Origin of the sequence: Novosphingobium fluoreni (genome assembly GCF_014196615.1) — a bacterium.
Lineage (GTDB): Bacteria > Pseudomonadota > Alphaproteobacteria > Sphingomonadales > Sphingomonadaceae > Novosphingobium > Novosphingobium fluoreni.
The window spans coordinates 150588-175176 of record NZ_JACIDY010000005.1; the positions used below are offsets into that span (position 1 = coordinate 150588).

A 24589-nucleotide genomic window follows, 5' to 3' on the forward strand; every position below is an offset into this window, starting at 1 on the left:
CGATGGAAGAGGCACAGCGCAAGCATCGGCTCCGCAACATCCTGGGCGGATCGGCGGGCAACCTGGTCGAGTGGTACGACTGGTACACCTATTCGGCATTCACGCTCTATTTCGCGCCAATCTTCTTCCCGGCCGGAGATCGCACGCTGCAGTTGCTGAACACGGCGGCGGTCTTTGCAGTGGGCTTCGTGATGCGGCCGATCGGTGCCTGGGTGATGGGCATCTATGCCGATCGCAAGGGGCGCAAGGCGGGGCTGACCTTGTCAGTCACGCTGATGTGCACCGGATCGTTGATGATCGCGCTGACGCCCGGTTATGCCGCGATCGGCGTGTTCGCGCCCGCTGTCCTGATAATAGCGCGGATGCTCCAGGGGCTAAGCGTCGGCGGCGAGTACGGGGCGAGCGCTACGTATCTGTCCGAGATGGCGGGGCGTGAGCGGCGCGGATTTTTCTCCAGCTTTCAATACGTCACGCTGATCTCCGGGCAGTTGCTGGCGCTGTTCGTGCTGCTGATTCTCCAGACGCTGCTGCCGGAAGAAGCGCTGCGGGCCTGGGCCTGGCGCCTGCCGTTCGTGATCGGCGCAGGCCTTGCGGTCTTCGTGTTCTATCTGCGGCGACGGCTGGCGGAGACCGAGAGCTTCCAGAAGGCGCAGGCCGAGACGACGGGCGCAGCGGCTCCGGCATCCAGCGGTACGGCGCTGTTTCGCCAGCATCCGCGGGAGGCCCTGCTGGTGATGGCGCTGACGGCCGGGGGCACGCTCGCCTTCTATGCCTACACCACGTACATGCAAAAGTTCCTGGTCAACACCAGCGGCTTCTCCAACGCCGAATCGACCCGCATCACGGCGGCGGCGCTGTTCGTCTTCATGCTATTGCAACCCGTGTTCGGTGCCTTATCAGACCGGATCGGCCGCAAGCCGGTGATGATCGGCTTTGGGATCGGCGGCGTGCTGCTGACGTACCCGATCTTCCGCCTGCTGGAGACGGTGCAGAGCGCGTTCGCCGCGTTTGGGCTGGTGCTGGCCGCGCTGGTGGTGGTGAGCGGCTATACCTCGATCAACGCCGTGGTGAAGGCGGAACTGTTTCCCGCGCACATCCGCGCGCTGGGCGTTGCCTTGCCCTATGCCATCGCCAACACGGTGTTCGGCGGGACGGCGGAATATGTCGCGCTATGGCTGAAGCTGCAGGAGATGGAGCGGGCGTTCTATTGGTATGTCACCGCGATGATCGCCGTCTCGCTGATCGTGTATGTCCGGATGCGCGATACCCGGCGCGACAGCCTGATTCTGGAGGACTGACTCCGCCCCGCACGACGCCCCGGGAAAACTCTGCCACCTGTGGCGCTTGCCAAGGGGCATCGCACGTTCTACAGGCACCCCCGCCCGCAGGAGTGTAGCTCAGTTGGTAGAGCATCGGTCTCCAAAACCGAGGGCCGTGGGTTCGAGTCCCTCCACTCCTGCCAGGTATCTTTGCAAATAGCCCAGGCCCACATGCACGGTTCAACCCGCCCGATCGGCGAAATGACGCAGACCGGCGGGGCTGGAACCACCAACTGGCGGCATGACGTCGGGCTGTGGCTGGGCATCATCCTGTCGATCGCCGCGACTTTGCCCGTGCTGGTGGCGTGGGCTCCGCAGATGACGGACTACCCTTCGCATTTGGCCGGGTACAAGATCATGCTGGACCACGGCATCGATCCCTTCCTGACGCGATATTACACCTTCCACTGGGAATGGACCGGCAACCTGGGCGCAGAGTTGCTGATGGTGCCGCTGGAGCCGCTGCTGGGCCTGGAAGGCGCGGGCAAGTTTATCGCCTGGATCATTCCGCTGCTGACCGGCCTTTCCTTCCTGGCCGTCGCCTGGACCTTGCGCGGTCGCATCGGGGTGGGCGCGATCCTGGCGTTCACCACGATCTGGTCGCCCGCGCTGCTGATGGGCTTTCTCAATTATTCGCTCAGCCTAGCGCTGGCGCTGTTCGCCTTCGCCGCCTGGATACGCTGGGAAAACTGGCGTTGGCGGCCCACCGCGATGGTGCCGATCAGCTTCGTGATCTGGTTATGCCATGTCTCCGGCTGGGGGATTCTGGGCATTCTGGTATTCGGCTACGAATGGAGCCGCTTCAAGAGCTGGCGCGCCTTCGTGGCCCCCTGGCCGCTGATCTTTCCGCTGTTTCCGATGCTGATCGGCGGCGGAGGTAGCTCCGGGCTCGGCTACGGTCGGCAGGTGCTGGAATACAAGTGGTCGATCCTGTATCGGGCGCTGCGCAGTAACGTGGAATGGTTCGATCTGGCGACGATCTCGGTCGTGGTCGCGCTGCTCGCAGTCGCTGGTATCACGCGCCGTATCGACGGTAGGCTGGGCTGGGCGGCGCTGATCCTGCTGATCCTCACGCTCGTCGTGCCGCGGCACATCTTCGGCGGCGACTATGCCGATTATCGTTTGAGCACGGCCGCGCTGCTGGTGGCCTGCCTGGCGATCAACTGGCCCGCGCCTCGTTGGGGCCTGACTATGGTGGCGGGGCTGTTCGTCGTCCGCCTCGGCTTCACCACCGCGCAATGGTACGAGGATGGCCGCACCTCGAAGGCGATGATGGAGGCGATGGCCTATGTGCCGCAAGGCGCCAAGGTCGCCACGGCGGTTGCCATTCCACGCCGACAGTGGGAATTCGGCAGCTTCGAGCATCTCGGCAGCTATGCGGTGGTGCGCAAGAGCGCGATGGAAAATTCCAATTTCGCGCTGCCCGGCGTTCACCTGCTCAGCATGGCGCAGCCCGGTTACAAGCGCTTTGCCGACCCCAGCCAGCGTATCCTGTATGCGCCTTGGCAGAAGATCGATCTGCGTCGATTCAAGGCCGCTAAGAAGGCTGAATACCTCTGGTATATCGGTACGGTACATCCCGTGTCGCTGCCCGATGGCGCGGAGATCCTGTTCAGCACGCCTAACTCGTTCCTGGCGCGGCTTGCAAATCCCGCCAAGTCTAGCTAGATCGCCTTCCTCTTCCGACAGGAAAAAGCTCGCTGCCCCTCCCGGCCTTAGCCGGGGCGGCGATGAGCCTTAGGCGGAAGGCAGGTAACACCGCAGAATTGCGGCCAGGCAAGAGATGGCGAGAATGGCAAAGACCAGCCCGAGCGAGTTCATCCGGCAAGTGCGTGCCGAAGCGTCCAAGATCTACTGGCCTTCGCGCCAGGAGACGGTGACCACCGGTATCTTCGTCGGCATCATGACCGTTTTTCTCGCCGTGTTCTTCCTGGGCATCGACACGCTGTTCGGCATGTTCGTGCGCTGGCTGCTGTCGCTGATCTGATCCCATCCAAGTTTCGCGCAAGAGAGACCTCATGGCCCGCTGGTACATCATTCACGCCTATTCCGGCTTCGAGAGCAAGGTTAAGGAAGCCATCCTTTCCGAAGCTGAGCGTATGGGCCTGTCCCACTACGTCGAGGACGTGCAGGTTCCTTCGGAAACCGTCACCGAGGTGAAGCGCGGCAAGAAGGTTCAGACTGAGCGCAAGACGATGCCGGGCTATGTGCTCGCCAAGCTTTCGCTCAGCGATGACGTGTACCACCTCGTCAAGAACACACCCAAGGTCACCGGCTTTTTGGGCACCAATGGCAAGCCGCAGCCGATCAGCGAAACCGAGGCCTCACGGTACTTCGGCGCGGCCGAGGCCGCCGCTGCCGCACCGCGCAAGACCATCAACATCGATTATGAGATCGGTGATTCGGTCAAGGTGCTGGACGGCCCCTTCGCCACCTTCAACGGCGTGGTCGAGGAGCTGGATTTCGACAAAAACCGCGTCAAGGTCTCTGTCTCCATCTTCGGTCGCGCAACGCCGGTGGAACTGGATTTCGAGCAGGTCGAACTCTCAAAGTAACACCGGCAAAGGCCGGATTTTCAGAGGGCGGGGGCTTCGGCTTTCCCGCCCTTTTCCTATGTCCGTCAAGCGTGACAGACCACCAGTGTGGGCACCCGGTGCTTCATCCGATGCGCGATCCTGCGGCCCAGCTCGATGCCGTTACGCTCAACGAAGCGATAGGTTAGGCTTGCCAGGATCAGCGTGATGCACACCGCCAGAGGCACTTGCCACGCCAAAGGGGCAACGCTGCGAACCGCATCGTACGTCGGCCCGTGGATCAGATAGAAAGAGTAGCTGATCGCCCCCAGATACGCCGTCACCGGGTTGCTCAGCAGCGAACTGGCACGAAGGCGAGGGGTCAGGATCACGGTCAGGAACAGCGCGGAAGAGAACAGCCACGGGTAGATCGCCTGCGCATAGCCGACGATGGCATGGCTGTGCAGTTTGAAGGCGAAGTAGAACGAAGGCACCAGCAGCGCCACGAACACCGCCACGCTCAACAGGAAGTCCCGCAGGCGCAGGCTTCCATCCGTCATCAGGAAGGCCTTGTAGCCGATCACGGCGGCGTAAATCATGAAGATGCGGCCCGCTGGAACGCGAATGCCGGTGATCATCGTCACCGCCAGCGCCAGCACGGCCACTGCCGCGATCGCCAGTTCTAGCCGTTTCGCAACGTCGGTACGACAGGTGGTGACGAACAGCGCGAACAGGCCGTACCACATGAATTCCAGCGGCAAGGTCCACGCGGCACCGATGATCGGTCGCTCACCGACATATTCGGACAGCAGCAGCACAGCAGCCAGCCACTTCTCCCCGTCGAACTCCGGACGGGTGGCAAAGCCCACGCCGGTGATCTGGTAAAAGGCGAAAGGCACCAGGCACACCAGGTAAAGCGGATAAATTCGGCTGATGCGCCGCACCGCGAAATCGATCGGATTGAAGCCGCGAGAGACCGAAAACGGGATTATGAAGCCGCTGACGAAAAAGAACAGCGCCACGCCCGCGACGCCTGGCTGCAACGTGCGGACCAGTTGTGTCATGAAGCTGGTGCGATGCTCGAAATAGTGCTGCAGCATCACCATGGCGGCTGCGATGAAGCGCAGTCCATCGATGAAGGTAATGCGATTGGCGGTGCTCAAGCCGATGTCCCCGATGTGCCGTGCGGCCCCGGATCGAGGCTGTAGATCGGGCGATCCACCTGCCCAAGGCGGGATTGATCCGCCACGGAGGCAAGCTAGATCAAGCGCTGCACGGCGTCCTTGTGCTTTTGCGGCGCTGCCGCTATGCGCCGCCACTTCGCGGGCGCGTTGCGCTTGCGGATTCGTGCGGGAGGAAGGGCGTGCCCTTCCGTTTGACCGCTTAACATGAGCCTGCGCGCAAGCCTGGGCGACAGTGTGAAAGGAGGCCCCTTGTGGCCAAGAAAATCAACGGTTACATTAAGCTGCAGGTTGCAGCCGGTGCCGCCAACCCCTCGCCGCCAATCGGTCCGGCTCTCGGTCAGCGCGGCGTGAACATCATGGAATTCTGCAAGGCGTTCAACGCGTCGACGCAGGATCTCGAAAAGGGGATGCCGATCCCCACGATCATCACCGTTTACTCTGACCGCAGCTTCACCTTTGTCACGAAAACCCCCCCGGCCTCGTTCCTGATCAAGAAGGCCGCTGGCCTCAAGTCCGGCTCGAAGACCCCGGGCAAGGCTTCGGCCGGCACGATCAAGCGTTCGCAGCTGGCAGAGATCGCCCAGACCAAGATGGCTGATCTTAACGCAAACGATATCGACCAGGCGACCAGGATCATCGAGGGCTCCGCGCGCTCGATGGGCCTTGAAGTGGTGGAGGGCTGATCTGATGGCTAAGCAGACCAAGAAGGCAAAGGCTCTGGCCACCAAGCTGGGCGACAACCAGGCGCTTTACCCCGTGGCCGACGCCATCACGCTGTTGCGTGATCTGGGCACCGCGAAGTTCGACCAGACCATCGAAGTCGCGATGAACCTGGGCGTCGATCCCCGCCACGCCGACCAGATGGTTCGTGGCATGGTGTCGCTGCCGTCGGGCACCGGCAAGACCGTGCGCGTCGCCGTGTTCGCCAAGGGTGACAAGGCCGCCGAAGCTCTGGCCGCAGGTGCCGATAAGGTTGGCGCCGAGGACCTGATGGAAGACATGCAGGCCGGCAACCTCGACTACGATCGCGTCATCGCCACGCCGGACATGATGGGCGTCGTCGGTCGCCTGGGTAAGCTGCTGGGTCCCAAGGGCCTGATGCCGAACCCGAAGCTGGGCACCGTTACCCCGAACGTCACCCAGGCGGTGACGGACGCCAAGGGCGGCCAGATCGAGTTCCGCGTTGAGAAGCAGGGCATCATCCACGCCGGTATCGGCAAGATGTCGTTCTCGGATGCCGATCTCAAGACCAACTTCGATGCGTTCGTGGACGCTATCGTCAAGGCGAAGCCTTCGGGTTCCAAGGGCAAGTACGTGAAGAAGATCACGCTCTCGTCCTCGATGGGTCCGGGCCTCAAGATCGATACCTCGGAAGTGGTTGGCGCATAAGCCACTGTCTTTTGAAGTGCGAAAAGCCGGCGGGGGAACCTCGTCGGCTTTTTCGTTCCCAAGGTGACTATGTAAAATAATCAGTTCGTCGCACATATGCGCCGCATCGGCGCGTGTTGCCTTTCGTGCGCGATGAATGCCGATCGTGGGACTCCCGAAAGCCGAAAAATCCATTACGTTCAACGCTATGCTCGAAAACTTGAAGATGGGTAGGCGCGGCGTCCTGGTTTCTGCGGCGACGATGGCCGTGGGTGCGATCGGTGGGTGTTCGCAGCGGATGCTGTCGGTCGCGCCGCCTCCTCCTGCTCCCCGTCAAACAGCCGTGGCCCACGCCCCGATGGCCTCGGTGCCTGCCGCCCCGAAGCCGGAACCGGAAATCGTTCGCGAAGCCTTGGCCGCACTCGACCGGCACAAGCGCATGGTAGCGCACCGTGATCGCATCGCGATCGTTGATTTTTCCGTGCCCTCCTCGGTGCCGCGTATGAAGCTGCTCGATATCGAATCGGGCAAGGAGCACGATTTTCTGGTGGCTCATGGGTCCGGCTCTGATCCGGGCCACACGGGATTTTTGCAGCGTTTCTCAAACATCCCCGATTCGAATGCCTCCAGCCAAGGCGCGTTCGTTACGGCGGATTATTATATCGGCAAGCACGGCCGATCGCAGCGCCTGCTCGGCCTTGATCCGACGAACAGCAATGCGTTGGAACGCGCCATCGTCGTGCATGGGGCGTGGTATGCCAACGCAGACATGATCCCGGCGCATGGCAAGCTAGGTCGAAGCCAGGGCTGTTTCGCCGTGGGTGAGCGGGAACTGGCGAAATTGTTCGATCAGCTGGGGCCGGGCCGGATGATTTACTCCGCCAAGGTCTGACCAGCTTTCAAGTTGGCCGCGGTATAGCACTCGATCACATAGGCTAAGGGCGTGCCACCGGGCAGGTCCAGCCGCGCCCGGTGCGTGGAGATAGTCCGAGCGGGACAAGGCGAAACACGCCCCGCCTGTGTCGCCAGCGCGAGCCGGCGGAAGCCGAGAGGGGCGACCACCTTCCCGAACGGCGTGTCCGTATCTTGCAGAGCCGCGCGCATGGCCGGGGTAAGACGCGCAGGATCATACCAGTTCCACGCGATCGATAGCGGAATGGCCCCGCAGGACAGGCGCACCTTGCGCGAGCCGATGAGCTGTTGAGGCTTCAGCCCCAAAGCCCGGCGCACAAATCTTGGTGTTGTGCCGGTTGTCATCGGCAAGCGCTCGGCAGTAACTCGGGCCGGATTGGCGATATGGCGGGCATCGCACCAATTTTCCAACGCGCGGGTGGCGCTGGCATCGCGGGCCAGGGTAGCTTCGAACGCTGACAAGCTGGCGGGTGCGCTTGAGGCCAGCGCGAGGGCGACGAGCAGGCTAGATGCCCCCCATCGTCACCGGCTTATCCATATCGGCCAACCCGGCAGCGAGCGCGCGCGTGCAGGCGGCCAGTTCTTCCGCATCGATTGAGCGAATGACGAAATTGGCCCCTGTCTTGCCATCGCGCCAGAACGGGTAGCTGCCGATCTGACAGCTGGCGTGCGCCTTTTCGGTTTCACGCAACAAGTCCGCCACGGCGCTTTCGGCAACCCAACACCCAAGCGTCTCGCTCAACAAGGCAGCGCCGCCTTCCAGCTGGCCGCTTAGGGCGTCCAGCATCCCGGCGGTGATCTGGGGCACGCCCGCCATGATGAACAGGTTGTCGTACCGAATGCCGGGCGCGCCGGTGTAGCGGTTGGGAATAAGCGTGGCGCCTTCCGGTACGCGGGCCATGCGCAGCCGCGCCTCAGTCACGCCGCCGCGCGTTTCGTAGTGCCGTTCCAGGATTTCCCGCGCTTCGGGATGCACGACGACCGGAACACCCAACGCCTCGGCAATGGCATCGACGGTGATGTCATCATGCGTCGGCCCGATGCCGCCGGTGGTGAAGACATAGTCGTTGCGGGCGCGCAGGGCCGTCACCGCCTCAACGATCGCTTCGGTCACATCGGCAACGACGCGCGCTTCGACCAGGCGGATGTTCTGCACGCCCAGCCAACTGGCGATTTGCGCGATGTTCTTGTCATGGGTCCGGCCGGACAGGATCTCGTCACCGATGACGATCAGCGCGGCGGTGTAGATGCGAGACGAATCAGCCATGGCCGATGCCTAGGACAAATGTGGTGAGCGTACTAGCGGGACGGACGCAGGGGCAAAGGCCCTAAGTGCCATTGCCGCAACGCACAAAAAAAGGGCCGGTCCGAAGACCAGCCCCATGAAGTTTTAGGAGAGGATGCCTGAAAGGCCTGCTCTATATGCGGCGAATCGGATCATGCTGCAAGTGCGAAAAGGCAATTCACGATTGCAAATTTTGCATCATGCATTGTTCGCAGGCGTCACCACGCCGTAGAGATCATGCGCGTCGGCATCCTCGATCAGGACGTTGACAATGCTGCCTGAAACAAGGCCGGGATCAACCTGCCGCAGATAGACCGCGCCGTCGATCTCAGGCGCGTCGGCCTGAGACCTTCCGGTAGCGCCGATATCTCCGTCTTCGTCAGGTTCGCCCACGTCATCGATGATGACGGGAAGCACACGGCCAACCTTCGCAGCCAGCTTGGCCGCGCTGATCGCCTCGGTCTTTTCCATGATGCGGGCGTAACGCTCTTCCTTAACCTCTTCGGGCACTGCGCCGGGAAGATGGTTAGCCGTTGCACCCTCGACCGGTTCGAAGCGGAAGGCGCCGACGCGATCGAGCTGCGCTTCGTCCAGCCAATCCAAGAGATACTGGAAATCCGCCTCGGTCTCGCCAGGAAAGCCTACGACGAAGCTGGACCGCACCGCGATATCCGGGCAAATCTCACGCCATTTGCGCAAGCGGTCCAGCACCTTGGCCTCGTTGGCGGGCCGCTTCATGGCGCGCAGCACGCCGGGTGATGCATGCTGGAAGGGGATGTCGAGGTACGGCGTCAGCAGCCCGTCGGCCATCAACGGGATCACCGCATCCACGTGCGGGTAGGGGTACACGTAGTGCAGGCGTACCCAGGGCCGTACGCCATCCGGCGCACGCAGCCCGCCCAGCTCGCGCGCCAGGTCAGTCATGTGCGCGCGCACCTCGCGGCCGTGGAACTGGCGCGGCTCGTGGCCGATATCGACACCGTAAGCGGAGGTATCCTGGCTGATCACCAGCAGTTCGCGCGTGCCGGATGCAACCAGCTTCTCCGCCTCGCGCAGGACGGCATCGATGCGCCGGCTGGCGAGCTTGCCGCGCAGTTGCGGGATGATGCAGAAGGCGCAGGAATGGTTGCAGCCCTCGGAAATCTTGAGGTAGCTGTAATGGCGCGGCGTCAGTTTCACGCCGCGATCGTCCGCCGCCTGCGGGATAAGGTCCAGATAGGGCCCCAGTTCGGGCGGTGCGGCCTGGTGTACCGCCTCCACCACGGCCTCGTACTGGTGAGCGCCGGTTACTGCGAGCACTTCGGGAAAGCGGGCCCGAATCGCCTCTGCCTCGTTACCCATGCAACCCGTGACGATGACTTGGCCATTCTCGGCGATCGCTTCTCCGATCGCGGCGAGGCTCTCTTCCTTGGCGGAGTCCAGGAAACCGCAAGTGTTGACCAGTACGACGTCGGCGCCTTCATAGTCCGGGCTCATCGTGTAGCCATCGGCGCGCAGGCGTGTGAGGATGCGCTCGGAATCGACGAGCGCCTTGGGACAGCCGAGGCTGACCATGCCCACCTTGGGGGCTACGGGGAGTTCTAATGCCATGGAACGCGCGCCCATATACCTATTCGTCGATTCTCGCTACCATTGCCATGCAGGGGATCACGGCGGGTTTGGGCGCCTGCCGCGTGGGAGATCGAAATGGGACCGGTAAACTGGCTGGCGGTGGTGCTGGCTGCGGCCGTTGCGGCGGCAGTCGCCATCGGCTGGGGAAGGGCGTTCGGACGCGCCAGCCGCCCATCGCTCGGCCGCCCCGGCAGGGCCGACGGTCCGGCGTGGCTGATCTTCGTAGTCTTCGCGCTGGCGTCGATCATGATGGGCCACAACTTCGCCCGGCTGGGTGAGGCAGTGTTGGAGGCAAAGCCGTGGCTCTACTTCATGCAAACCGGCGGGATCGCGCTGTTCTTTGTAATTCCGGCAACGTGGCTGACGCACACCGCCAAGGGCACCGAGCCTATGCAGCGCGTGACAGACGCCCTGGGGTGGCTGGCGGCCTACTTGGCGATGGGGCTGGTGTTCTGGGTGCTGAGCTAGCAGTTCTGCGTTTGCAGGCAGATACCTCCGATGAGGCCAGCCTCAGCCATGAGCGGATCGCCCTTCGTGGGCGCATGTCGGCGTGATCTCGACGACGACGTCGCCTGGCTCCAGTCGCTCTGCGCCCGCTTCCCAGAAACCTATGGCCTGGCCATGGCGATAGATTCGCAAGCCCTGGCCGCCACTTTGCAATTCGGATAGCGGCCGACCGATCTCATTCGCTTCGACCGGCCGCTCCACCAGCTGGACACGGCCGTCCACGGAGGCGAGGTCCGAGATATATTCGGACACGTGCTTACCCTCAGCCGATCCGGCGAGCAGCAGCCCGGTGACGCGAACGGGATTGATGACGTTGTCCGCACCGGCCTGCCGCGCCAGAACCTCGTTATCGTCGTTGCGGACAACCGTGGTGATCGGCACCTTCGCTGCGAGGTGGCGGGCGGTCAGGATGATCAGGATCGAGGTATCGTCTCGTCCGGCCGAGACCAGAATGGCCCGGGCACGCTCGATCCGGACCGCCCGCAAAGTCGCGTCACGGGTGGCATCGCCCTCCAGCACGTTGCAACCGACTGCACCGGCGGCCTCGAGCCGCGCGGCGTTGCCGTCCACCACCACGATCTCGGCAGGCTTGGTGCCCCGCGCGATCAACTCGTTCACGGCCTCCGACCCGCTGACGCCGTAGCCCAGCACGACGATGTGATCGGCCAATTGCTCCTGAATGCGGCGCATGCGCCATGTCTCCCAACTGCGCCTGATGACGAACTGATAAGCGGTGCCGACAAAGATGAAGATCACCGCGAAGCGGATCGGCGTGACGAGTACGGCCTCGATCAGGCGTGATTTGTCGCTGACCGGGGCGATGTCGCCAAAGCCGGTGGTGGTGATGGAGATCATCGTGAAATAGACGACGTCCAGGAAGCTGACCGCGCCGTCGTGCGTATCGCGCAAGCCCTCCCGGTCGACCCAGTGGACGATCACGACGATGAAAACCAGGGTCAGCGCCGCGCCCAGTCGTAGGGCCAAATCGCCCCACACCGGCAGGTCCACCGCCCGGCGCAACGGTTGCGCGGGTTTGCCAAAGACGCGTCGGGTCATCGCCGTCGCGCCCCGGTGCGTGGATCACCCTTTATCTCGCCGGCCCTCATCCCGCCATAGTGCAGAGATCACCGCGGCTGTCGAGTGTCGATCAGGGGGCCTTGGCCAGCTCCTGCTGTGGGTCCACTGGCGAGCCGTTCTGGCGCACTTCGAAATGCAACTCATTGCCCTTGGCGCGCCCGGTGTTGCCGACGAGGCCTACGCGCTCACCCGACTTTACTTTCGCGCCTTTCTTGACGTTGATCTTGCTGAGGAAGCCGTAAGCGGTGTTCCAGCCGTCCCCGTGATCGAGCACCACGAGATTGCCGAACTGCTCGGCTTCGGTTCCCGCAAAGATGACGGTTCCCGCCGCCGCCGCGCGAACGGCCGCGCCGGCGGGTGCGGTGATATCGATCCCGTCGTGGTGATCCGCGCTCGACGTCGACTTCCAGCCGCGTCGAACCGTGCCGTCTAGGGGCCAGGCGAAGCGACCCACCGCATTGCCCGCAGGCGCGCGCGCCGCAGCCACGGCGGCATCCGCCACGGCGCTGGCGGTGGCGGCCGTCTTCACAGCGGTCGAACTGGAAATGCGGTCTGCCTGAGACGGCAACTGCGGGTCGAACACCGTGGGGATCAGCAGTTCCTTCCCCGGGGTGACAGCTGCATCGGGAGAAATCCCGTTGGCGACGGCGATCTGGCTCCACGGCACGGCGTGCTTGTAAGCGATGGCAAAGCCGGTATCGCCCGGCCTGACCACATAATGGCGCGTGCGCGGGATCAGCAGCTTCTGGCCTTCACGCACCGAATAGGGCTGCGTCAGGCCATTGGCTTCCGCGATCAGCACACGGGGGACGCGAGCGCGGTTGGCGATGCCGCCCAGCGTTTCGCCCGGCCCCACGATATGGACGCTTTCCTTTAGCAGCGCGGGATTGTCCGCCGTCTTCAAGGCAGACGAAGTGGCGGCGGGCGATGGCCTGTCAGCCTTGGTAGTCGCTTTAGCGGCGAAAGAAGCAGCCGCGGCTGTCTTTGCCTGGACCGCAGCTTTGGACGACGCATCACGCGGGATCTTCAGCGTTTGCCCCAGGCGCAGCGCATAAGGGGCTTTTAGACCGTTGGCCTGCGCCACAGCCGTTGCCTTTACTCCCGCGCGGTTGGCGATGCCGTTCAGCGTTTCGCCTTCACCGACGACGTGCTCGCTCTCCGTTGCGGGAGAAGCCAGGGCGGGCAAGGGCGCCAGCGCCGCCAGCAAAAAGGCCAAGCGCCTCATTGCGCGAATTGCGAAGCCAGCTGCGTCATCGATCCCTCATGCGTCAGGTCGAGATGCAGCGGAGTTACCGAGATGAAGCCTTCGGAGATCGCCTCAAGATCGGTGTTCCGCCCGGGCGTGTGTTCGATGCCATGCAGGCCGAACCAGAAATACGGAAAGCCGCGCGGATCGACACTTTCGACCAGCGAACCGCGCGCGTAATCATGAAATCCTTGCCGAACCACCCGTATCCCCCTGACGTCCCCAGCCGCCAACGGAGGGAAGTTTACATTAACCAAGGTGCGGCTGGCAAATGGTGCTTTAAGTAAAGGTCCTAATACTTTCGCGCCCCAGGCCTCGGCGGCGGCGAATGACACATCCTCGCCTGCATCCTCGCGCGAATAGACCTGGCTTAGCGCGATCGAGCGGATGCCCGCCAGCGCCCCTTCCAACGCGGCGGAAACCGTGCCTGAATAGGTCACGTCATCTCCCAGATTGGCGCCCCGGTTCACGCCGGACAGGATCAGGTCGGGCGGGCCGGGCAGCACCTTCCTTAGGCCCATCGTGACGGCATCGGTCGGCGTGCCGGTGACGGAAAAGCGCTTGGGCGCATGCTGGCGCAACCGCACGGGGCGGGTCAGCGTCAGCGAGTGTCCCGCGCCGGATTGCTCTTCCGAGGGGGCGCAGATCCAGATGTCATCCGAAAGCTGCGCGGCGATCTTTTCCAGCACGTAAAGGCCCGGCGCGTTGATGCCGTCATCGTTGGTCAGCAGGATGCGCATAGCCATAATTCCTGAATTATATGATTATTTCCCGCAGAGGGGGGGAACATAGATACTCGTCCATTTACTCATTACAAAATGAGCCTCGCCGTTCTCATGGTTCTAGGGAACGAGAAAGCCCTACCAACGGCGAAAGCCGAGAGCCAATTCATAGTCGAATTCCAATCGCTCGATACCGCCCATCCACGGCCTCAGCACGTCCGGCACCCGCACCGAACCGTCCTCATCCTGATAGTTCTCCAGCACGGCCACCAGCGTGCGGCCCACGGCAAGGCCCGAGCCGTTCAGCGTGTGCACGAATTCAGTGCGTTTGGAGCCTTCCGGCTTGAACCGCGTATTCATGCGGCGGGCCTGCCAGTCTCCGCAATTGGAGACCGAGCTGATCTCGCGATAGGCGTTCTGCCCCGGCAGCCAGACTTCCAGATCAAAGGTCTTGCGTGCCGATGCCCCCATGTCGCCGGTGCATAGCAACATCTTGCGGTACGGCAGCTCGAGCGCCTGCAGGATCGATTCGGCAGCGCTGACCATCCGCTCGTGCTCGGCCTCGCTCTCTTCGGGCTTGCATACGGTGACCAGTTCCACTTTCTCGAACTGGTGCTGGCGAATGAAGCCGCGCGTATCCCGCCCGGCCGCACCTGCTTCGGAGCGGAAGCAGGGCGTCAGTGCCGTCATCCGCAATGGCAGGGCACCGGGATCGAGGATCTGCTCCCTCACCGAATTGGTCAGCGAGACTTCCGCAGTCGGGATCAGCCAGCGACCATCGGTGGTGTGAAACAAGTCGTCGGCGAACTTGGGCAACTGGCCGGTGCCGAACACGGCATCGTCCTTCACCAGCAGCGGCGGCGCGCATTCGAGGAAGCCGTTTTCGCCGCTCTGGGTATCAAGCATGAACTGCCCCAACGCCCGGTGCAGCCGCGCCATCGCACCCTTCAGAAACGTGAAGCGCGCGCCCGCGATGGCTGCGCCCGTCTCGAAATCGAGCCCCAGCGCGGGGCCAAGATCGGCGTGCTCCTTGGGCTGGAACGCGAATGTGCGAGGCGTGCCCCATCGCGCCACTTCGACGTTTTCGTCTTCGTCCGAGCCATCGGGGGCGTCTGCTGCAGGAAGGTTGGGCAGACGAGCGAGCTCGGCGCGCAGAGCCTCGTCGTGTTGACGATCTTCCGCTTCCAGAGTGGGCAGCGCCTCCTTGATCTGCGCGACCTCGGCTTTCAACGCCTCGGCCGTTTCCTTGTCGCCCTTGCCCATGGCTGCGCCGATCAGCTTGGATGCCTCGTTTCGGCGGTTCTGCATTTCCTGCAGCCGGGTCGCCACGCTGCGCCGCTGTTCGTCGATCGCCAGGATGTGCGAAGCGGCGGCCTCTACACCACGGCGGGCGAGGGCGGCGTCAAAGGCGGCGGGATCGTCGCGGATCAGGCGGATATCGTGCATGGCCGCGCGCCTACCCGCTCGGGGATGCGTTTTCAACGTCGGAGGGGGTTTAACGCAAGATGTTAAGGGGCCAGCCAGGTCATGGCTGGTGGGCGCGACAGGGATTGAACCTGTGACCCCACCCGTGTGAAGGGTGTAAAACGATGATTAGCGGCAGTTTTTCGTCAGGACAAGGCGGAACGTCCAGTGACCAGATCGCGAACATATCAGCATCTGCTGACCATATGCTGACCACGCCTGTTCCTGAGGCGTTCCAAGAAAGGGTTCAGGTATGGCAACGCACTTGCGAAGGCATGCTGCCACCCTGGTGCGCGGGTTCGATCACCCTTGTCGCGCGCAGAATACACCACCAGCCGGCTGGTGCTTGCAATGGCGTAGACAAGCGCGATTGATCTTGACTGGGTCAATCAGCGGCGAGCCAGCCGTCCAGTTATTTGGGGCCGTTAGACATGCGGCTAGTAGCTTCAGAAAGCGAGAGTCGGAACATTTCGCCTGTTGCGGTTTTTCTTTGTAGCTCGTACGCTCCATGAAACTTCACGCTAAGTTCACATGTAGGTCCTAGGGAGAACCCATGCAAATCCCCCTTAGAGGCTCTCCGCCGCACCAGCCCATTCTGAGCCCGCCTCTTTTGCTTCGAGCGCTGGCGGGCATACGTTTTTCCTCGGTTCTCAAGATAGGGGATGAGACCGGAGCAGGCATAGCTGATTTCCAAGACGTGGTTAGGTCGCTCTATCCATTCGTCCAGTTGGAACATGAACAGGCGCTTCGCTTCGAGGTCAAGCAGGATGGGTCAATTGATTCTTTTCCAGAACGTCATCCCGCATGGCGCTTTCAGGATAAGCATAAAAGATGGCGCATGTCGCTGACACCGACGAGTGCCTATCTGGATGTTGGAGCTGATGGATATGATAGCTGGGGGGAGTTCTCTTCTAGAATGGCGGTGATCGTCGACGCTGTCGCTGAGCATTTCTCGCCCGGCCTGGTGCTCCACAGCGGAGTACGGTATGCTAACCTCGCCTCAGTCGATGATGGCAAGGATCCGCGCGCGACCTGTGCAAGGGAATTGGTCAGCATCACCGGCAACCCGGACCTAGTGCATGCTGATCTTCAATGGCGGTTTGCAGTAGACGAGGGACTTCTTATTCTTCGTAGCGGGCTCCTGCCGCCTGGCACGACCTACGATCCAGTAGTCGTTGAACCTCGGCCGGACCGGAATTGGTACCTCGATATAGACGTCGTCAACGCCGACATGCGGGACTTTGACGCATCTGAAATCAAGCAAAGTGTGGAATCGCAATCTGCGCGAGCACACGCTATCTACTGCTGGGCAATGTCCGGACCAAGTTCGTCAAAAGTATCATGACCATGGAAGCGACTTACCACACCGCAAAATCCTCTCCGATGGTTGTTGCGATGCCTCGAGGCGTCGAGACAATGAGCGTCATATCTATGGTCACTAGCGCTGCCCTTCAGCTTTGTAGCTCAAGCACAGGGGGCGGACTGACCTTTTCTACGTCTCGGATTGATGACGGTACCGGGTATTCCTTCGTGGGTTGTGCATCTACCCCATTGGATCTTGCCCTCGACGTTTCAAATGAGCTGGAGTTTATCCGCAATGCAAGCGGACTTACCCGGGACCAGCTTGCCGCTGTACTCGGCGTTAGTAGGCGAACGGTTCAGAATTGGGTGAATGGCGCGCCGGTGCGCCGCCAGCATTATGATCGCGTGATAGAGGTTTGTGATCATGTCCAAAGCATGCGTTCGCAGCCGGCTTTTAAGATTCGCCAGCGCCTATTTCGTCACTATGGACTAGACGAGACCCGGACCATCCAGGCATCGTCGCAACCGCCCGTCCTTGCATCGGATGAGCAGCCCTTCGTTCACCATCTGGGCACTCGAAAAACTAAGATGAAAATTCTTAGAAGATAGGCGTGGATGGTAGCACCTCTCCGCTGGACGAATGGCGCCAAGGTGATTTGATCTTGGCGCCATTGGAGTTGCCTATCCTCGTTCTAGAGGACGGAGAGCCCAGCATTGAGGCTATCGATGCGAGGTATGGCGCTGTAGTGGTATCTCAGTCATGTGACATCGTGCGCGATGTGAATTTACGTCCGTTCGTCCAGGTAGCGCCTTTAGTGCCAGCCACCCCCGAAGAACTGGCCAGATCGGCAAGGGGCGCCACCCCGACCAGAATCCATCTTCACACTCTTGCAGAACGTGGCTTACTGATCGACCTAGAAGCGACCGCCACCGTTCATAAGGATATAATAGCAACTTGGCCGCGGGCTGATGGCTGCCAAGACGACGAAGAACGTAGGCAACTCGGCCTCGCCCTCGGACGACATCGCCACCGATTTGCCTTCCCCAATGACTTCAATGCCGCGGTAAAGCCATTCCGGACGTGGGTAGAGCGCAAGTGGCGCAAGAATAGCCACCAAGGTGATTTAATACGCGCCACAAGAGAGGTGCGGGTGCAATGCGACGATTGGGACGACGCTAGCTCCGTCCTCTTCCTGATCATTCTGGAAGAGCACCCGGATGCTACCACACTGCGGGAGTGGCGTGCAGTGGCTGGCGATCTGGAGGGAACGTTGAAGACCGGAATCAAAGACCCTGAGGTCAGGATCGTGACCTATGACCAAATTTCGGCCAGGGACTACGTCCTTTCAGATAGATTGGACTGGGAAGGCCTCAGCGACGCATAGCACTTTTACTCTAATGAGAACATATAGAGAACATGTTATGTTGATCGCATTGACGATTCGCATAGAGGTCCACGATGAACACCGAGCAGAAGCAGGCGGCGCTTATGAACGTCCAGCGCGAGATCGGCCGCATCGCCGCGGGAGGCGGCACTTTTCAGGATATCACGAAGGCGACCGACTACCGCGCTTTCACCCCGGCGCCGAAGGATGCCCGCCTGAAGATCGAGGGGCGAACCAAGACGGGTAATGAGTTGCCGTCGTTCGGTCGCTGGCTGCTGGTTCAGCCGGCAACGGGCCTACGCGCAGCGCTGATCACCGCGGCGAAAGCCGATCGTCAGTTCCCCCTGGACGGGACGGCCGACGACGTGCGGGCCCGGCTGAGCGCCTGCGGGGCGGAGGGCGATATGTTCGAGGCCCTCGACGATGCTGAACTCGATTGGTGCGCGCTGTGACCTCGACGACCCAGCCGGCTATCCGCTGGACGGCTATTGCCGATCTGCCGGAGCATCCGGAGTACGGCAACTACCTCGTATGGGTCACAGGAATGGGCGCGCGTGACGCGCAATGGCTTCCAGAGGGGGCAGGTGGGTGGCTGATCGAGCGTCGCTTGGTCCATCGCAACGTCGCCAGCCACTTCGCCCGCATCAATGAGCCGGAAGGCTGAGCGCCTGACGCGCCTCCGGACATGCCCCGCGACCGTTTCAACATGCCGCTCGATGAAGCGGTCGGCTATGCCAGTCACGTCAGGATCAAGTGCAATCCAGCCTCATGCATACCGCCTTGCTCGCACGAGGCGATCTGGCCGACATCGCTGCTCTACGAGAGGCTGCCCAGGTGCCGGACGTATCGCGACTTCACCGAAAGGCTTGTGTGCAGCAGGTGTGAGCGGCGGGGCTGGCTGACGATCGAGCCGGCGGCACGGTGACATGGCAGAATGGTTTGATACGCTTTGGCTTGCGGATACCAGGGATACGATCAAAGATAGGCCATGACTGACACCACCAAGATCCGCATTGCCCGAGCCCTGATGAAGCTGCGAAGCGGGGTGGATGACTTTGAGGCGTTGGACGCTGAGACACAGACGACCTTGCTGGCCGAGGCCGCCGTGGCGCTGGAAGCCGCGAGGGAACCCACACAGGCGATGATCGAGGCGGGCGTCGAGATCATCCAGAACGTTCATGCCGGGGAATCGGGTGCGGCTTTCGCGAGCGATGCGGCGAACACCTGGCGTTTCATGATGGATATCGCCGCGACGGAGTAACCTGACGTTGCAAGATTGCTACTGCGCCCGCGCCTTGAACCACGGCTCGGCCGTCCGTTCGATGGTCAGAGGATCTGGGCACACCTGACATAGCTGGATCGCCTCATCGGGCGTGCCATCGGTCCACTGCGCCCAGTCCTCGTGCCGGAGTATGGTCGGCATTCGGTCGTGAACATCGGCCATCTGTTCGCAGCCGTCGACCATCACCATCGAATAGGCAGCACCCCATTCGTCCGTGCGTCGCCAGACGCCGGCCACCGCGAACAGTTCGTGGCCCTCAAGCGCGTGCCATGTGCGCGTCATGCTGCCCTTGATGCCCTCCGCCTCGGCCCACGCCGTAACGGGGATCAGGCAACGCCTGCGGGCGAAGCTGTCGCGCCAGAACGGCGTGTTCAGCTTGTCTTCCCGGGCGTTGTTGACCGGCTTGGGCTTGAGGGGCGCGCCGGTCTTCTTGCTCTTGAGCACGAGAGGAAAGCCCCAGGTCATGGTGCCGACCTGTCCGTTCGCGACCACCAGGCCGGGATACCCGGGGTAGACCTCGTCGGCGAAGTTCGCGCCGACCTGCGGCTGCGCCCTGAACAGGCGGCCCACCTCATCGATCGGCTTGTTCATGCGATAGAGGTTGCACATGCGATCAGCATGATGCCCACCGCCACGAAGTCAACCGCAAGCGGCCCGCCGGTGAGCCTCACCGCATCGCGGCAGCAAGCTTCTCGTCGTACGCATACTTGCGGTACCCCGGTCCGTTGTACGCGGCGGCGAAGGCGCGGCAGGTGACCGGGTTCGCAGAAAGCTGGCGCAACTCGTCTACCAAGCCGAAGTGCTCGACGTAGCGCACGAACATTTCCAGCTGATCGCCCTCGCTCTGGGCCGAGGTCCAGGCCATCGCGAAGGGCGAGGGGTAGCCAAGCTCATCCCACCATTGCCCCAACACCTGGAACAGGCCCCACGAGCAGGACTGGAACGCTGCGTCGACCTCACCGGTGGCGATCGCCTCACATAGTCGATCCCAACTGTCGACGATGCCGTCGCCGTTCGCATCGTTCGTGTAGCCACCCGCCTTACTCTGGCTGAACGGCGCGGGCGAGAACTTGCCGCCGGTAAGGCGGTGAAACAGGTGCCGCTCGTAGAGGATCTTTGGCATGCCCGCCTTGTCGTAGCCCTTGCCCGCCGCCTCGACTTGGCGGACCGCGCGGATCTGCGCGAGGGAGCAGCCCAGCCGGGTCGCGGCCTCCATCAGATCGCGATCGGTGAGGGCATTGGCCTGGAAGTTGGTGAAGCCGGCAAAGAGCGCGGCCTTGCTCGCCCGGCCGAATACGCCATCGTCCCCAGCGCCGATGCGGCGCTGCAGCTGCTTGATGTCCATGACTGATCCTTTCAGTTCGCGGGAGATTAGTGGCCAGCGATTGCCGAGGCGGGCATGAACGACCAGTCCGCGAAGCAGTCGCCGAAGCCGATGCCGAGCGTGAAGGCGATCCGCCCGTGATTATTTGTCTCAGGCTGCCCTATTTCCTCGACAGCAAATTCGGAAAGCACGTTATCGATTACTGCACGCGGTTCCGAAACTTGCTTCGCCCAAGGAATTGCTACGACATCAAAGTCTCGCTGCATTGAGCCATGCACCGCCAGCGCATAGCCGTGGGCCCGGGCGATCTCGGCAAACTGCGGATACAGTGCAGCATACCACGGCGCGAAGGTGGCAGGTTTCATGATAGTCCTTTCAGATAGCGCCCCTCAGGGCTTGCTGCCGGTGCCCATGAAGGCGTCAAACCCCGCCTTGACCCGACCCATCACCGCCGACTTGGCGAAGCCGATGATGCCCGCGCCGGTCGCGCCGATGCCGATGCCGGTGATGCCGGCCTTGAGCAGGTCCAGCTGGTGCGCCTGGACCCACAGAACCGAGACGAGCAGGCAAAGAGCGCTGATCGCTATATCCAGGGCCCACTGGCCCTTGGTATGCGCCTGCAGGCCGATCACCACGCGTGTGATGATGACGGCCATGATGCACACGACCATCGGCCCGGCGACGAACGGATAGCCCGCGATCCACCACACGACCGGCTCACGTGCTGCAAAACTGCCCATAGCGGCGGCCCCCACTACCGCAAATGGCCTCACCGGAGGCATACGGCTGCCAGTGCAGCGAAGAAGCTCAGAACAACGACGATGATTGCGCGCAGCAGCTCAGGCCAGCGGCTCCACATGTCGACGGGTAGCGGGGCCTTGCGCAGCTGATGCTCGAGGCCAGGCTCACCCAGGATGGCCAGCGTCATCCATACGATACCGCAGCCCAGCGCGATCGGATCGATCCAGCGCTTTGCCATAATGACGCGGGCCGTGGTCACGGGATCGTCCTGGTTCCAGCCCCACAGGTTCAGCGCCTCCGCCCCGCAGCGCAGGCAAATGCCGGTAGCGGCAAGGAATAGGATCGCGCGGTAGATCGTCACCGGGTCTTTGGGGTGATCGTGGAACCGCTGGATCCACACCCGCCGCGCCTGCTTGCCTGCCATCATCGCGCCCAGGAACGTCATGGCCGTCATACCGAACAGGTTGAACATGAAGAGCGAGACATCATCGTTGAAGGCGCGCGGGAACATCGAGGGCGGTCCTGATGCTACCGACCTGGCGGCGAGGCTTGTGGCGGCGTCGGCGAGGATCGTGATGATCATGCGGCACCCGTCAGGGGCTTTGCCATGTCAGTCTCCTTGGTTGAGAGGTGTTAGGCGATCAAAGCCGCAAGCTGATTCAGGTGAACCGGGGCGCGTTGGTTGCATAATCCGCCGCCATCACTGCGTCCGCCTGTGCGACAAGGGAGAGCCCGGATGCAGCAGCTGAGACAGTCAGGTCTTCCTTGCCCACACGGTACACAGTGCCCTTGTAGCCCGCGCCCAGCTTCGTCTTCTGCGCGGAAGTGTCGTACAGTGTCGCCGGACCCGATCCGGAGCTGACCAGTGCACCATTGATGTACAAGCGCAGCGCGCTGCCAATGCGAGCCATGCCGACTTGTGTCGGCGCACCGAGACCTTGGCCGCTTGACCCGCTCAGAGTGTTGGCGACCCCCGCAGCATTCGCAATCGAGATCCTCGGCGTTTTTCCGTCTGAATGCGTGGTGATGGATATCTGATCATTGCCCTCGTTGCCAAAGACGCCGTTGACCAAGATTTGCGGGTAGCCGGTGACGAAGCCCGCCGATGGCGTTTTGATCCACGCAAACTCAAGGAAATCATGATTGGAGGCATGAAGGCTGAATGCGCCAGCCCCACCCAGTTCGATCGAGGTTGTGGGCGCGCCGCCGCCGACCCCCGGCATTGATATGCCTGCCCTGCCAGGCAAGTTGACGATTGTGGCCGAACTTCCGATGAGAACAGCATCTGCGGCCCCGTCGACCATGTTCTTGAAGGTCGCGCCGGGGGCGAGGTTGCCATCGGCGTTCGGATTAGAATAGCTGCTTAGAAAGTCGAACAGGTACATCGAGCCTGGGTTAAGCACGATGTCGCGGTAAAGCTTTGGCAGGGTGGCGTCGGTGAAGTTGGTAGACAGGCGATCGATGATCGACACAGCCATGGAAAATCTCCTTCAGGCGTAAGGTGCGAGTAGCGGATTGGTGAGCCAGCCCTTCGCTTCAACGAAGGCCCAGTGAGCGGCACCAAGCACGGCATATCCGGCCGTGTTGTAGTGAATGTTGTCGGAGCGCAGTGAAGACGGGGGCACGTCGCGGCCGTGATCGATCACGTCCTGAGCATTACCCGGGTCGTACGCGGCGACAAGAATTGCGCGATCGTCGAAGTAATTGTCCGGCCATGCCGCAGCGAGGCGTGCGTTGTGCGCCATCAACGCGTTGTACCCGGATGCACCTTGGTACTCTGATGCGTAGTTCCCGTTCGGCACCGGGAGGACGACGAAGTGCTTCACCAGCGGTTTGTGCCACGCGACGATCTGCTGTGTGCGCAGAAAGGCGTCATCGCTCCAACCAGGAGCATCGAAGGCTACCCCGTTGATCGTATTGCGACCTACGCGAATGATCGCGATGAGCTCGTCGTTCGTGTTGTCGGCGAGCAGGGCAGGAGAGCCGGCCGGGCACGCTGCTGGCAAGGTCTGCCCGGCGTCAGGTGTGAAAACATAGCTTCCCCTCCAATCAGGAGCGGTGCCGCCGGTCTTTGTCACCGTTCCAACGATGCCAGCGATGGTCCGCTTCTGCGTCAGCGTGCCAGTGCCGAAGTTGCGCGAGAGGAAAGGTATGGACAGCGATGTGATCGTGTTGGACCCGCTGACGATCTGGTTGCTGGCAAACGTGACTAGCGGGTCCACGGCACCGATGAAGGCGGCTTCTCCCTCGGCTGTCGCACCAGGCTGTCCCAGGTTGACGAACGGCAGGCCGAAGTGCGCGCCGACGATTGCCACCGGCGCGTCCGTGACGGGGTTGGTTGCCCCAGTGGCAGCGGTCAAACTGTCGCCAGCTGCAACGAACGCTCGCCGAGGCATGACCGGGTGCTCGATCCACTCGCCGACGAACTGGTAATAAGGGATCGACGCGCCATGCCGGTCGGTCGAATAGATCACCTTCGTGCCATCAACGCTACGCGACATCGAACTATTGCTTCCGACAGACGTGAGCTGCTTGCGAGCGCCAGAAGCTTTCGCAAAAGCGAACAGCTGTGAGCCTTCGCCAACCACCTGTGTGCAGACGATGTGATCGGCAAAGTCGAGCGATGCTTCAGTCGGAGCGATCGAGGGCGAGCGGAACGCCTTAGCCCAAAGGGATCCATCAACATACTGGATGAGGCCCCCGCGAAGTGATGTGTCCGCCGTGCCCCAAGCGACCGCCCTGCCGCGATGGTAGCGCTGCATCTTTGTGTCGATGACGTCTCCGGCCGCACCGAGCGGCAATTCTCCTTCTACACTGCCAAGCGCCAGAGTAGTCAGGCCATCTGGCCGCAGCTTCCATGCCAAGCCGTTCGCCACGCTAAGTACGACGCCAAGCTTACCCCGCAGGTAACCGTCGGTGGTTACAGCGTGCGAAATGCGGTTGGCTTGGTCGGCGACTGCTCTGACAACGCGCTTGCCTCCTATGAATTGTAGGACTTCGCTAGAGAGTCCGTCACCTTCAGGGCCTATGGGGAGGACGCCATTGGTCGAGCCCAGTGAAAGCTCGAAGAACCCGTCCGCCCTGCGAGACCAAGTAAGCCCATTTGCAGCCGCTCCGATGCGGATTGCGAACTTGGCATAGTGGTATCCATCTTCTGTGGTGAACCAAGCTGCGCGACCGGTGCCATCCAGACCGCCCGCGACCACCTTCTTGCCGAAAGCGAAACGCTGCGTCGTATTGTCGGTAAGGTCGAGTATTTTGCGCTGATCGACAGTCGTAAATCGCCTGTCCTCGGACTCCTCGACAAGTGCGGCATCAAGCAGCTTCTCGCCAGTAGCCGAATGCAG

The 24589-nt window shown here is 62.1% G+C and carries 29 protein-coding genes and 1 tRNA gene; 15 read left to right on the top strand and 15 right to left on the bottom strand.

Annotated elements, in window-relative coordinates:
* Positions 1-2: 2 nt before the first annotated feature.
* From GGR39_RS11385 to nusG, 5 genes are all read left to right on the top strand, one after another.
* Positions 3-1298 carry an MFS transporter gene (locus GGR39_RS11385; RefSeq protein WP_183617248.1) on the top strand — a complete coding sequence of 432 codons (1296 nt, stop codon included), beginning with the start codon at positions 3-5 and terminating at the stop codon, positions 1296-1298.
* 88 nt (positions 1299-1386) lie between these two features.
* Positions 1387-1462, top strand: a tRNA-Trp gene (locus tag GGR39_RS11390).
* Between the two features lie 28 nt (positions 1463-1490).
* Positions 1491-2987 carry a hypothetical protein gene (locus GGR39_RS11395; protein WP_183617249.1) on the top strand — a complete coding sequence of 499 codons (1497 nt, stop codon included), beginning with the start codon at positions 1491-1493 and terminating at the stop codon, positions 2985-2987.
* Positions 2988-3111: 124 nt separating this feature from the next.
* Positions 3112-3306: a preprotein translocase subunit SecE gene (gene secE, locus GGR39_RS11400; RefSeq protein ID WP_058737046.1), complete on the top strand. Its 195-nt coding sequence runs from the start codon at positions 3112-3114 to the stop codon at positions 3304-3306.
* A 31-nt stretch (positions 3307-3337) separates the two neighbouring features.
* The gene (gene nusG, locus GGR39_RS11405) at positions 3338-3874 is read left to right on the top strand and encodes a transcription termination/antitermination protein NusG (RefSeq protein WP_058737045.1); all 537 of its coding nucleotides are present in this window, start codon (positions 3338-3340) and stop codon (positions 3872-3874) included.
* Between the two features lie 65 nt (positions 3875-3939).
* Here nusG and GGR39_RS11410 read toward each other — a convergent pair whose 3' ends face one another.
* Positions 3940-4995 carry an acyltransferase family protein gene (locus tag GGR39_RS11410; RefSeq protein WP_183617250.1) on the bottom strand — a complete coding sequence of 352 codons (1056 nt, stop codon included), beginning with the start codon at positions 4993-4995 and terminating at the stop codon, positions 3940-3942.
* A gap of 272 nt (positions 4996-5267) precedes the next feature.
* Between GGR39_RS11410 and rplK the strand changes: the two genes are divergently transcribed.
* From rplK to GGR39_RS11425, 3 genes are all read left to right on the top strand, one after another.
* Positions 5268-5699 carry a 50S ribosomal protein L11 gene (gene rplK / locus GGR39_RS11415; RefSeq protein ID WP_183617251.1) on the top strand — a complete coding sequence of 144 codons (432 nt, stop codon included), beginning with the start codon at positions 5268-5270 and terminating at the stop codon, positions 5697-5699.
* A gap of 4 nt (positions 5700-5703) precedes the next feature.
* Positions 5704-6405, top strand: coding sequence for a 50S ribosomal protein L1 (gene rplA / locus GGR39_RS11420; RefSeq protein ID WP_183617252.1), 702 nt, complete (start codon positions 5704-5706; stop codon positions 6403-6405).
* Positions 6406-6592: 187 nt separating this feature from the next.
* Positions 6593-7276, top strand: coding sequence for a murein L,D-transpeptidase catalytic domain-containing protein (locus GGR39_RS11425; protein ID WP_183617374.1), 684 nt, complete (start codon positions 6593-6595; stop codon positions 7274-7276).
* On the opposite strand, the gene GGR39_RS11430 is transcribed toward GGR39_RS11425, so the two are convergent.
* The 3 genes from GGR39_RS11430 to rimO all read right to left on the bottom strand — a co-directional run bounded on the left by GGR39_RS11430 (position 7258) and on the right by rimO (position 10171).
* Positions 7258-7758, bottom strand: coding sequence for a hypothetical protein (locus GGR39_RS11430; protein ID WP_246388646.1), 501 nt, complete (start codon positions 7756-7758; stop codon positions 7258-7260). The genes GGR39_RS11425 and GGR39_RS11430 overlap by 19 nt on opposite strands.
* A 43-nt stretch (positions 7759-7801) precedes the next feature.
* Entirely contained in the window at positions 7802-8563 is a 762-nt protein-coding gene (locus tag GGR39_RS11435) for a competence/damage-inducible protein A (RefSeq protein WP_183617253.1), read from the bottom strand.
* Positions 8564-8779: 216 nt separating this feature from the next.
* The gene (gene rimO, locus GGR39_RS11440) at positions 8780-10171 is read right to left on the bottom strand and encodes a 30S ribosomal protein S12 methylthiotransferase RimO (protein ID WP_183617254.1); all 1392 of its coding nucleotides are present in this window, start codon (positions 10169-10171) and stop codon (positions 8780-8782) included.
* Between the two features lie 96 nt (positions 10172-10267).
* On the opposite strand from rimO, the gene GGR39_RS11445 reads away from it, so the two are divergent.
* Positions 10268-10660: a DUF1761 domain-containing protein gene (locus tag GGR39_RS11445; RefSeq protein WP_183617255.1), complete on the top strand. Its 393-nt coding sequence runs from the start codon at positions 10268-10270 to the stop codon at positions 10658-10660.
* Positions 10661-10702: 42 nt separating this feature from the next.
* On the opposite strand, the gene GGR39_RS11450 is transcribed toward GGR39_RS11445, so the two are convergent.
* From GGR39_RS11450 to serS, 4 genes are all read right to left on the bottom strand, one after another.
* The gene (locus GGR39_RS11450) at positions 10703-11755 is read right to left on the bottom strand and encodes a potassium channel family protein (RefSeq protein WP_183617256.1); all 1053 of its coding nucleotides are present in this window, start codon (positions 11753-11755) and stop codon (positions 10703-10705) included.
* A gap of 91 nt (positions 11756-11846) precedes the next feature.
* Positions 11847-13001, bottom strand: a complete 1155-nt coding sequence (locus GGR39_RS11455) for a LysM peptidoglycan-binding domain-containing M23 family metallopeptidase (protein WP_183617257.1) — start codon at positions 12999-13001, stop codon at positions 11847-11849.
* Positions 12998-13762: a 5'/3'-nucleotidase SurE gene (gene surE / locus GGR39_RS11460; RefSeq protein ID WP_183617258.1), complete on the bottom strand. Its 765-nt coding sequence runs from the start codon at positions 13760-13762 to the stop codon at positions 12998-13000. Before surE ends, GGR39_RS11455 begins: the two co-directional genes overlap by 4 nt.
* A gap of 120 nt (positions 13763-13882) precedes the next feature.
* Positions 13883-15190, bottom strand: a complete 1308-nt coding sequence (gene serS / locus GGR39_RS11465) for a serine--tRNA ligase (RefSeq protein ID WP_183617259.1) — start codon at positions 15188-15190, stop codon at positions 13883-13885.
* 571 nt (positions 15191-15761) lie between these two features.
* On the opposite strand from serS, the gene GGR39_RS11470 reads away from it, so the two are divergent.
* The 6 genes from GGR39_RS11470 to GGR39_RS11495 all read left to right on the top strand — a co-directional run bounded on the left by GGR39_RS11470 (position 15762) and on the right by GGR39_RS11495 (position 19156).
* On the top strand, positions 15762-16553 hold the full coding sequence (locus GGR39_RS11470) for a TIGR04255 family protein (RefSeq protein WP_183617260.1): 792 nt from the start codon (positions 15762-15764) through the stop codon (positions 16551-16553).
* Between the two features lie 86 nt (positions 16554-16639).
* Complete coding sequence (locus GGR39_RS17555; RefSeq protein ID WP_425490601.1) at positions 16640-17119, top strand: helix-turn-helix domain-containing protein; 480 nt, start codon at positions 16640-16642, stop codon at positions 17117-17119.
* 2 nt (positions 17120-17121) lie between these two features.
* The gene (locus GGR39_RS11480) at positions 17122-17895 is read left to right on the top strand and encodes a hypothetical protein (protein WP_221226103.1); all 774 of its coding nucleotides are present in this window, start codon (positions 17122-17124) and stop codon (positions 17893-17895) included.
* 74 nt (positions 17896-17969) lie between these two features.
* The gene (locus GGR39_RS17265) at positions 17970-18347 is read left to right on the top strand and encodes a hypothetical protein (protein WP_246388647.1); all 378 of its coding nucleotides are present in this window, start codon (positions 17970-17972) and stop codon (positions 18345-18347) included.
* On the top strand, positions 18344-18559 hold the full coding sequence (locus tag GGR39_RS11490; protein ID WP_183617263.1) for a hypothetical protein: 216 nt from the start codon (positions 18344-18346) through the stop codon (positions 18557-18559). Before GGR39_RS17265 ends, GGR39_RS11490 begins: the two co-directional genes overlap by 4 nt.
* 324 nt (positions 18560-18883) lie before the next feature.
* Complete coding sequence (locus tag GGR39_RS11495) at positions 18884-19156, top strand: hypothetical protein (RefSeq protein ID WP_183617264.1); 273 nt, start codon at positions 18884-18886, stop codon at positions 19154-19156.
* 18 nt (positions 19157-19174) lie between these two features.
* On the opposite strand, the gene GGR39_RS11500 is transcribed toward GGR39_RS11495, so the two are convergent.
* The 7 genes from GGR39_RS11500 to GGR39_RS11530 form a co-directional block, all read right to left on the bottom strand.
* Entirely contained in the window at positions 19175-19786 is a 612-nt protein-coding gene (locus tag GGR39_RS11500; protein WP_183617265.1) for an SOS response-associated peptidase, read from the bottom strand.
* 58 nt (positions 19787-19844) lie between these two features.
* A complete protein-coding gene (locus GGR39_RS11505) occupies positions 19845-20522 on the bottom strand; it encodes an N-acetylmuramidase domain-containing protein (RefSeq protein ID WP_183617266.1) in 678 nt (225 codons plus the stop codon).
* Positions 20523-20548: 26 nt separating this feature from the next.
* Positions 20549-20866 (bottom strand): hypothetical protein, encoded by a 318-nt coding sequence (locus GGR39_RS11510; RefSeq protein ID WP_183617267.1) that lies wholly within the window; start codon positions 20864-20866, stop codon positions 20549-20551.
* Positions 20867-20890: 24 nt separating this feature from the next.
* Entirely contained in the window at positions 20891-21241 is a 351-nt protein-coding gene (locus tag GGR39_RS11515; RefSeq protein ID WP_183617268.1) for a hypothetical protein, read from the bottom strand.
* A 29-nt stretch (positions 21242-21270) separates the two neighbouring features.
* On the bottom strand, positions 21271-21825 hold the full coding sequence (locus GGR39_RS11520; protein WP_183617269.1) for a hypothetical protein: 555 nt from the start codon (positions 21823-21825) through the stop codon (positions 21271-21273).
* Between the two features lie 76 nt (positions 21826-21901).
* A complete protein-coding gene (locus GGR39_RS11525) occupies positions 21902-22720 on the bottom strand; it encodes a LamG domain-containing protein (protein WP_183617270.1) in 819 nt (272 codons plus the stop codon).
* 12 nt (positions 22721-22732) lie between these two features.
* Positions 22733-24448 carry a hypothetical protein gene (locus tag GGR39_RS11530; protein ID WP_183617271.1) on the bottom strand — a complete coding sequence of 572 codons (1716 nt, stop codon included), beginning with the start codon at positions 24446-24448 and terminating at the stop codon, positions 22733-22735.
* Between the last annotated feature and the right edge of the window lie 141 nt (positions 24449-24589).

Excerpts from the sequence above, each read along its gene's own strand:
- GGR39_RS11515 (WP_183617268.1), bottom strand. The coding sequence starts at position 21,241 with ATGGGCAGTTTTGCAGCACGTGAGCCGGTCGTGTGGTGGATCGCGGGC.
- GGR39_RS11505 (WP_183617266.1), bottom strand. The coding sequence starts at position 20,522 with ATGGACATCAAGCAGCTGCAGCGCCGCATCGGCGCTGGGGACGATGGC.
- GGR39_RS11385 (WP_183617248.1), top strand. The coding sequence starts at position 3 with ATGGAAGAGGCACAGCGCAAGCATCGGCTCCGCAACATCCTGGGCGGA.
- nusG (WP_058737045.1), top strand. The coding sequence starts at position 3,338 with ATGGCCCGCTGGTACATCATTCACGCCTATTCCGGCTTCGAGAGCAAG.
- GGR39_RS11450 (WP_183617256.1), bottom strand. The coding sequence starts at position 11,755 with ATGACCCGACGCGTCTTTGGCAAACCCGCGCAACCGTTGCGCCGGGCG.
- GGR39_RS11470 (WP_183617260.1), top strand. The coding sequence starts at position 15,762 with ATGCAAATCCCCCTTAGAGGCTCTCCGCCGCACCAGCCCATTCTGAGC.
- GGR39_RS11425 (WP_183617374.1), top strand. The coding sequence starts at position 6,593 with ATGCTCGAAAACTTGAAGATGGGTAGGCGCGGCGTCCTGGTTTCTGCG.
- GGR39_RS11525 (WP_183617270.1), bottom strand. The coding sequence starts at position 22,720 with ATGGCTGTGTCGATCATCGATCGCCTGTCTACCAACTTCACCGACGCC.
- GGR39_RS11395 (WP_183617249.1), top strand. The coding sequence starts at position 1,491 with ATGCACGGTTCAACCCGCCCGATCGGCGAAATGACGCAGACCGGCGGG.
- GGR39_RS17555 (WP_425490601.1), top strand. The coding sequence starts at position 16,640 with ATGGTCACTAGCGCTGCCCTTCAGCTTTGTAGCTCAAGCACAGGGGGC.
- GGR39_RS17265 (WP_246388647.1), top strand. The coding sequence starts at position 17,970 with ATGAACACCGAGCAGAAGCAGGCGGCGCTTATGAACGTCCAGCGCGAG.
- secE (WP_058737046.1), top strand. The coding sequence starts at position 3,112 with ATGGCAAAGACCAGCCCGAGCGAGTTCATCCGGCAAGTGCGTGCCGAA.
- GGR39_RS11510 (WP_183617267.1), bottom strand. The coding sequence starts at position 20,866 with ATGAAACCTGCCACCTTCGCGCCGTGGTATGCTGCACTGTATCCGCAG.
- GGR39_RS11455 (WP_183617257.1), bottom strand. The coding sequence starts at position 13,001 with ATGAGGCGCTTGGCCTTTTTGCTGGCGGCGCTGGCGCCCTTGCCCGCC.
- GGR39_RS11435 (WP_183617253.1), bottom strand. The coding sequence starts at position 8,563 with ATGGCTGATTCGTCTCGCATCTACACCGCCGCGCTGATCGTCATCGGT.
- rimO (WP_183617254.1), bottom strand. The coding sequence starts at position 10,171 with ATGGCATTAGAACTCCCCGTAGCCCCCAAGGTGGGCATGGTCAGCCTC.
- serS (WP_183617259.1), bottom strand. The coding sequence starts at position 15,190 with ATGCACGATATCCGCCTGATCCGCGACGATCCCGCCGCCTTTGACGCC.
- surE (WP_183617258.1), bottom strand. The coding sequence starts at position 13,762 with ATGCGCATCCTGCTGACCAACGATGACGGCATCAACGCGCCGGGCCTT.
- rplA (WP_183617252.1), top strand. The coding sequence starts at position 5,704 with ATGGCTAAGCAGACCAAGAAGGCAAAGGCTCTGGCCACCAAGCTGGGC.
- GGR39_RS11520 (WP_183617269.1), bottom strand. The coding sequence starts at position 21,825 with ATGATCATCACGATCCTCGCCGACGCCGCCACAAGCCTCGCCGCCAGG.
- GGR39_RS11495 (WP_183617264.1), top strand. The coding sequence starts at position 18,884 with ATGACTGACACCACCAAGATCCGCATTGCCCGAGCCCTGATGAAGCTG.
- GGR39_RS11445 (WP_183617255.1), top strand. The coding sequence starts at position 10,268 with ATGGGACCGGTAAACTGGCTGGCGGTGGTGCTGGCTGCGGCCGTTGCG.
- GGR39_RS11500 (WP_183617265.1), bottom strand. The coding sequence starts at position 19,786 with ATGTGCAACCTCTATCGCATGAACAAGCCGATCGATGAGGTGGGCCGC.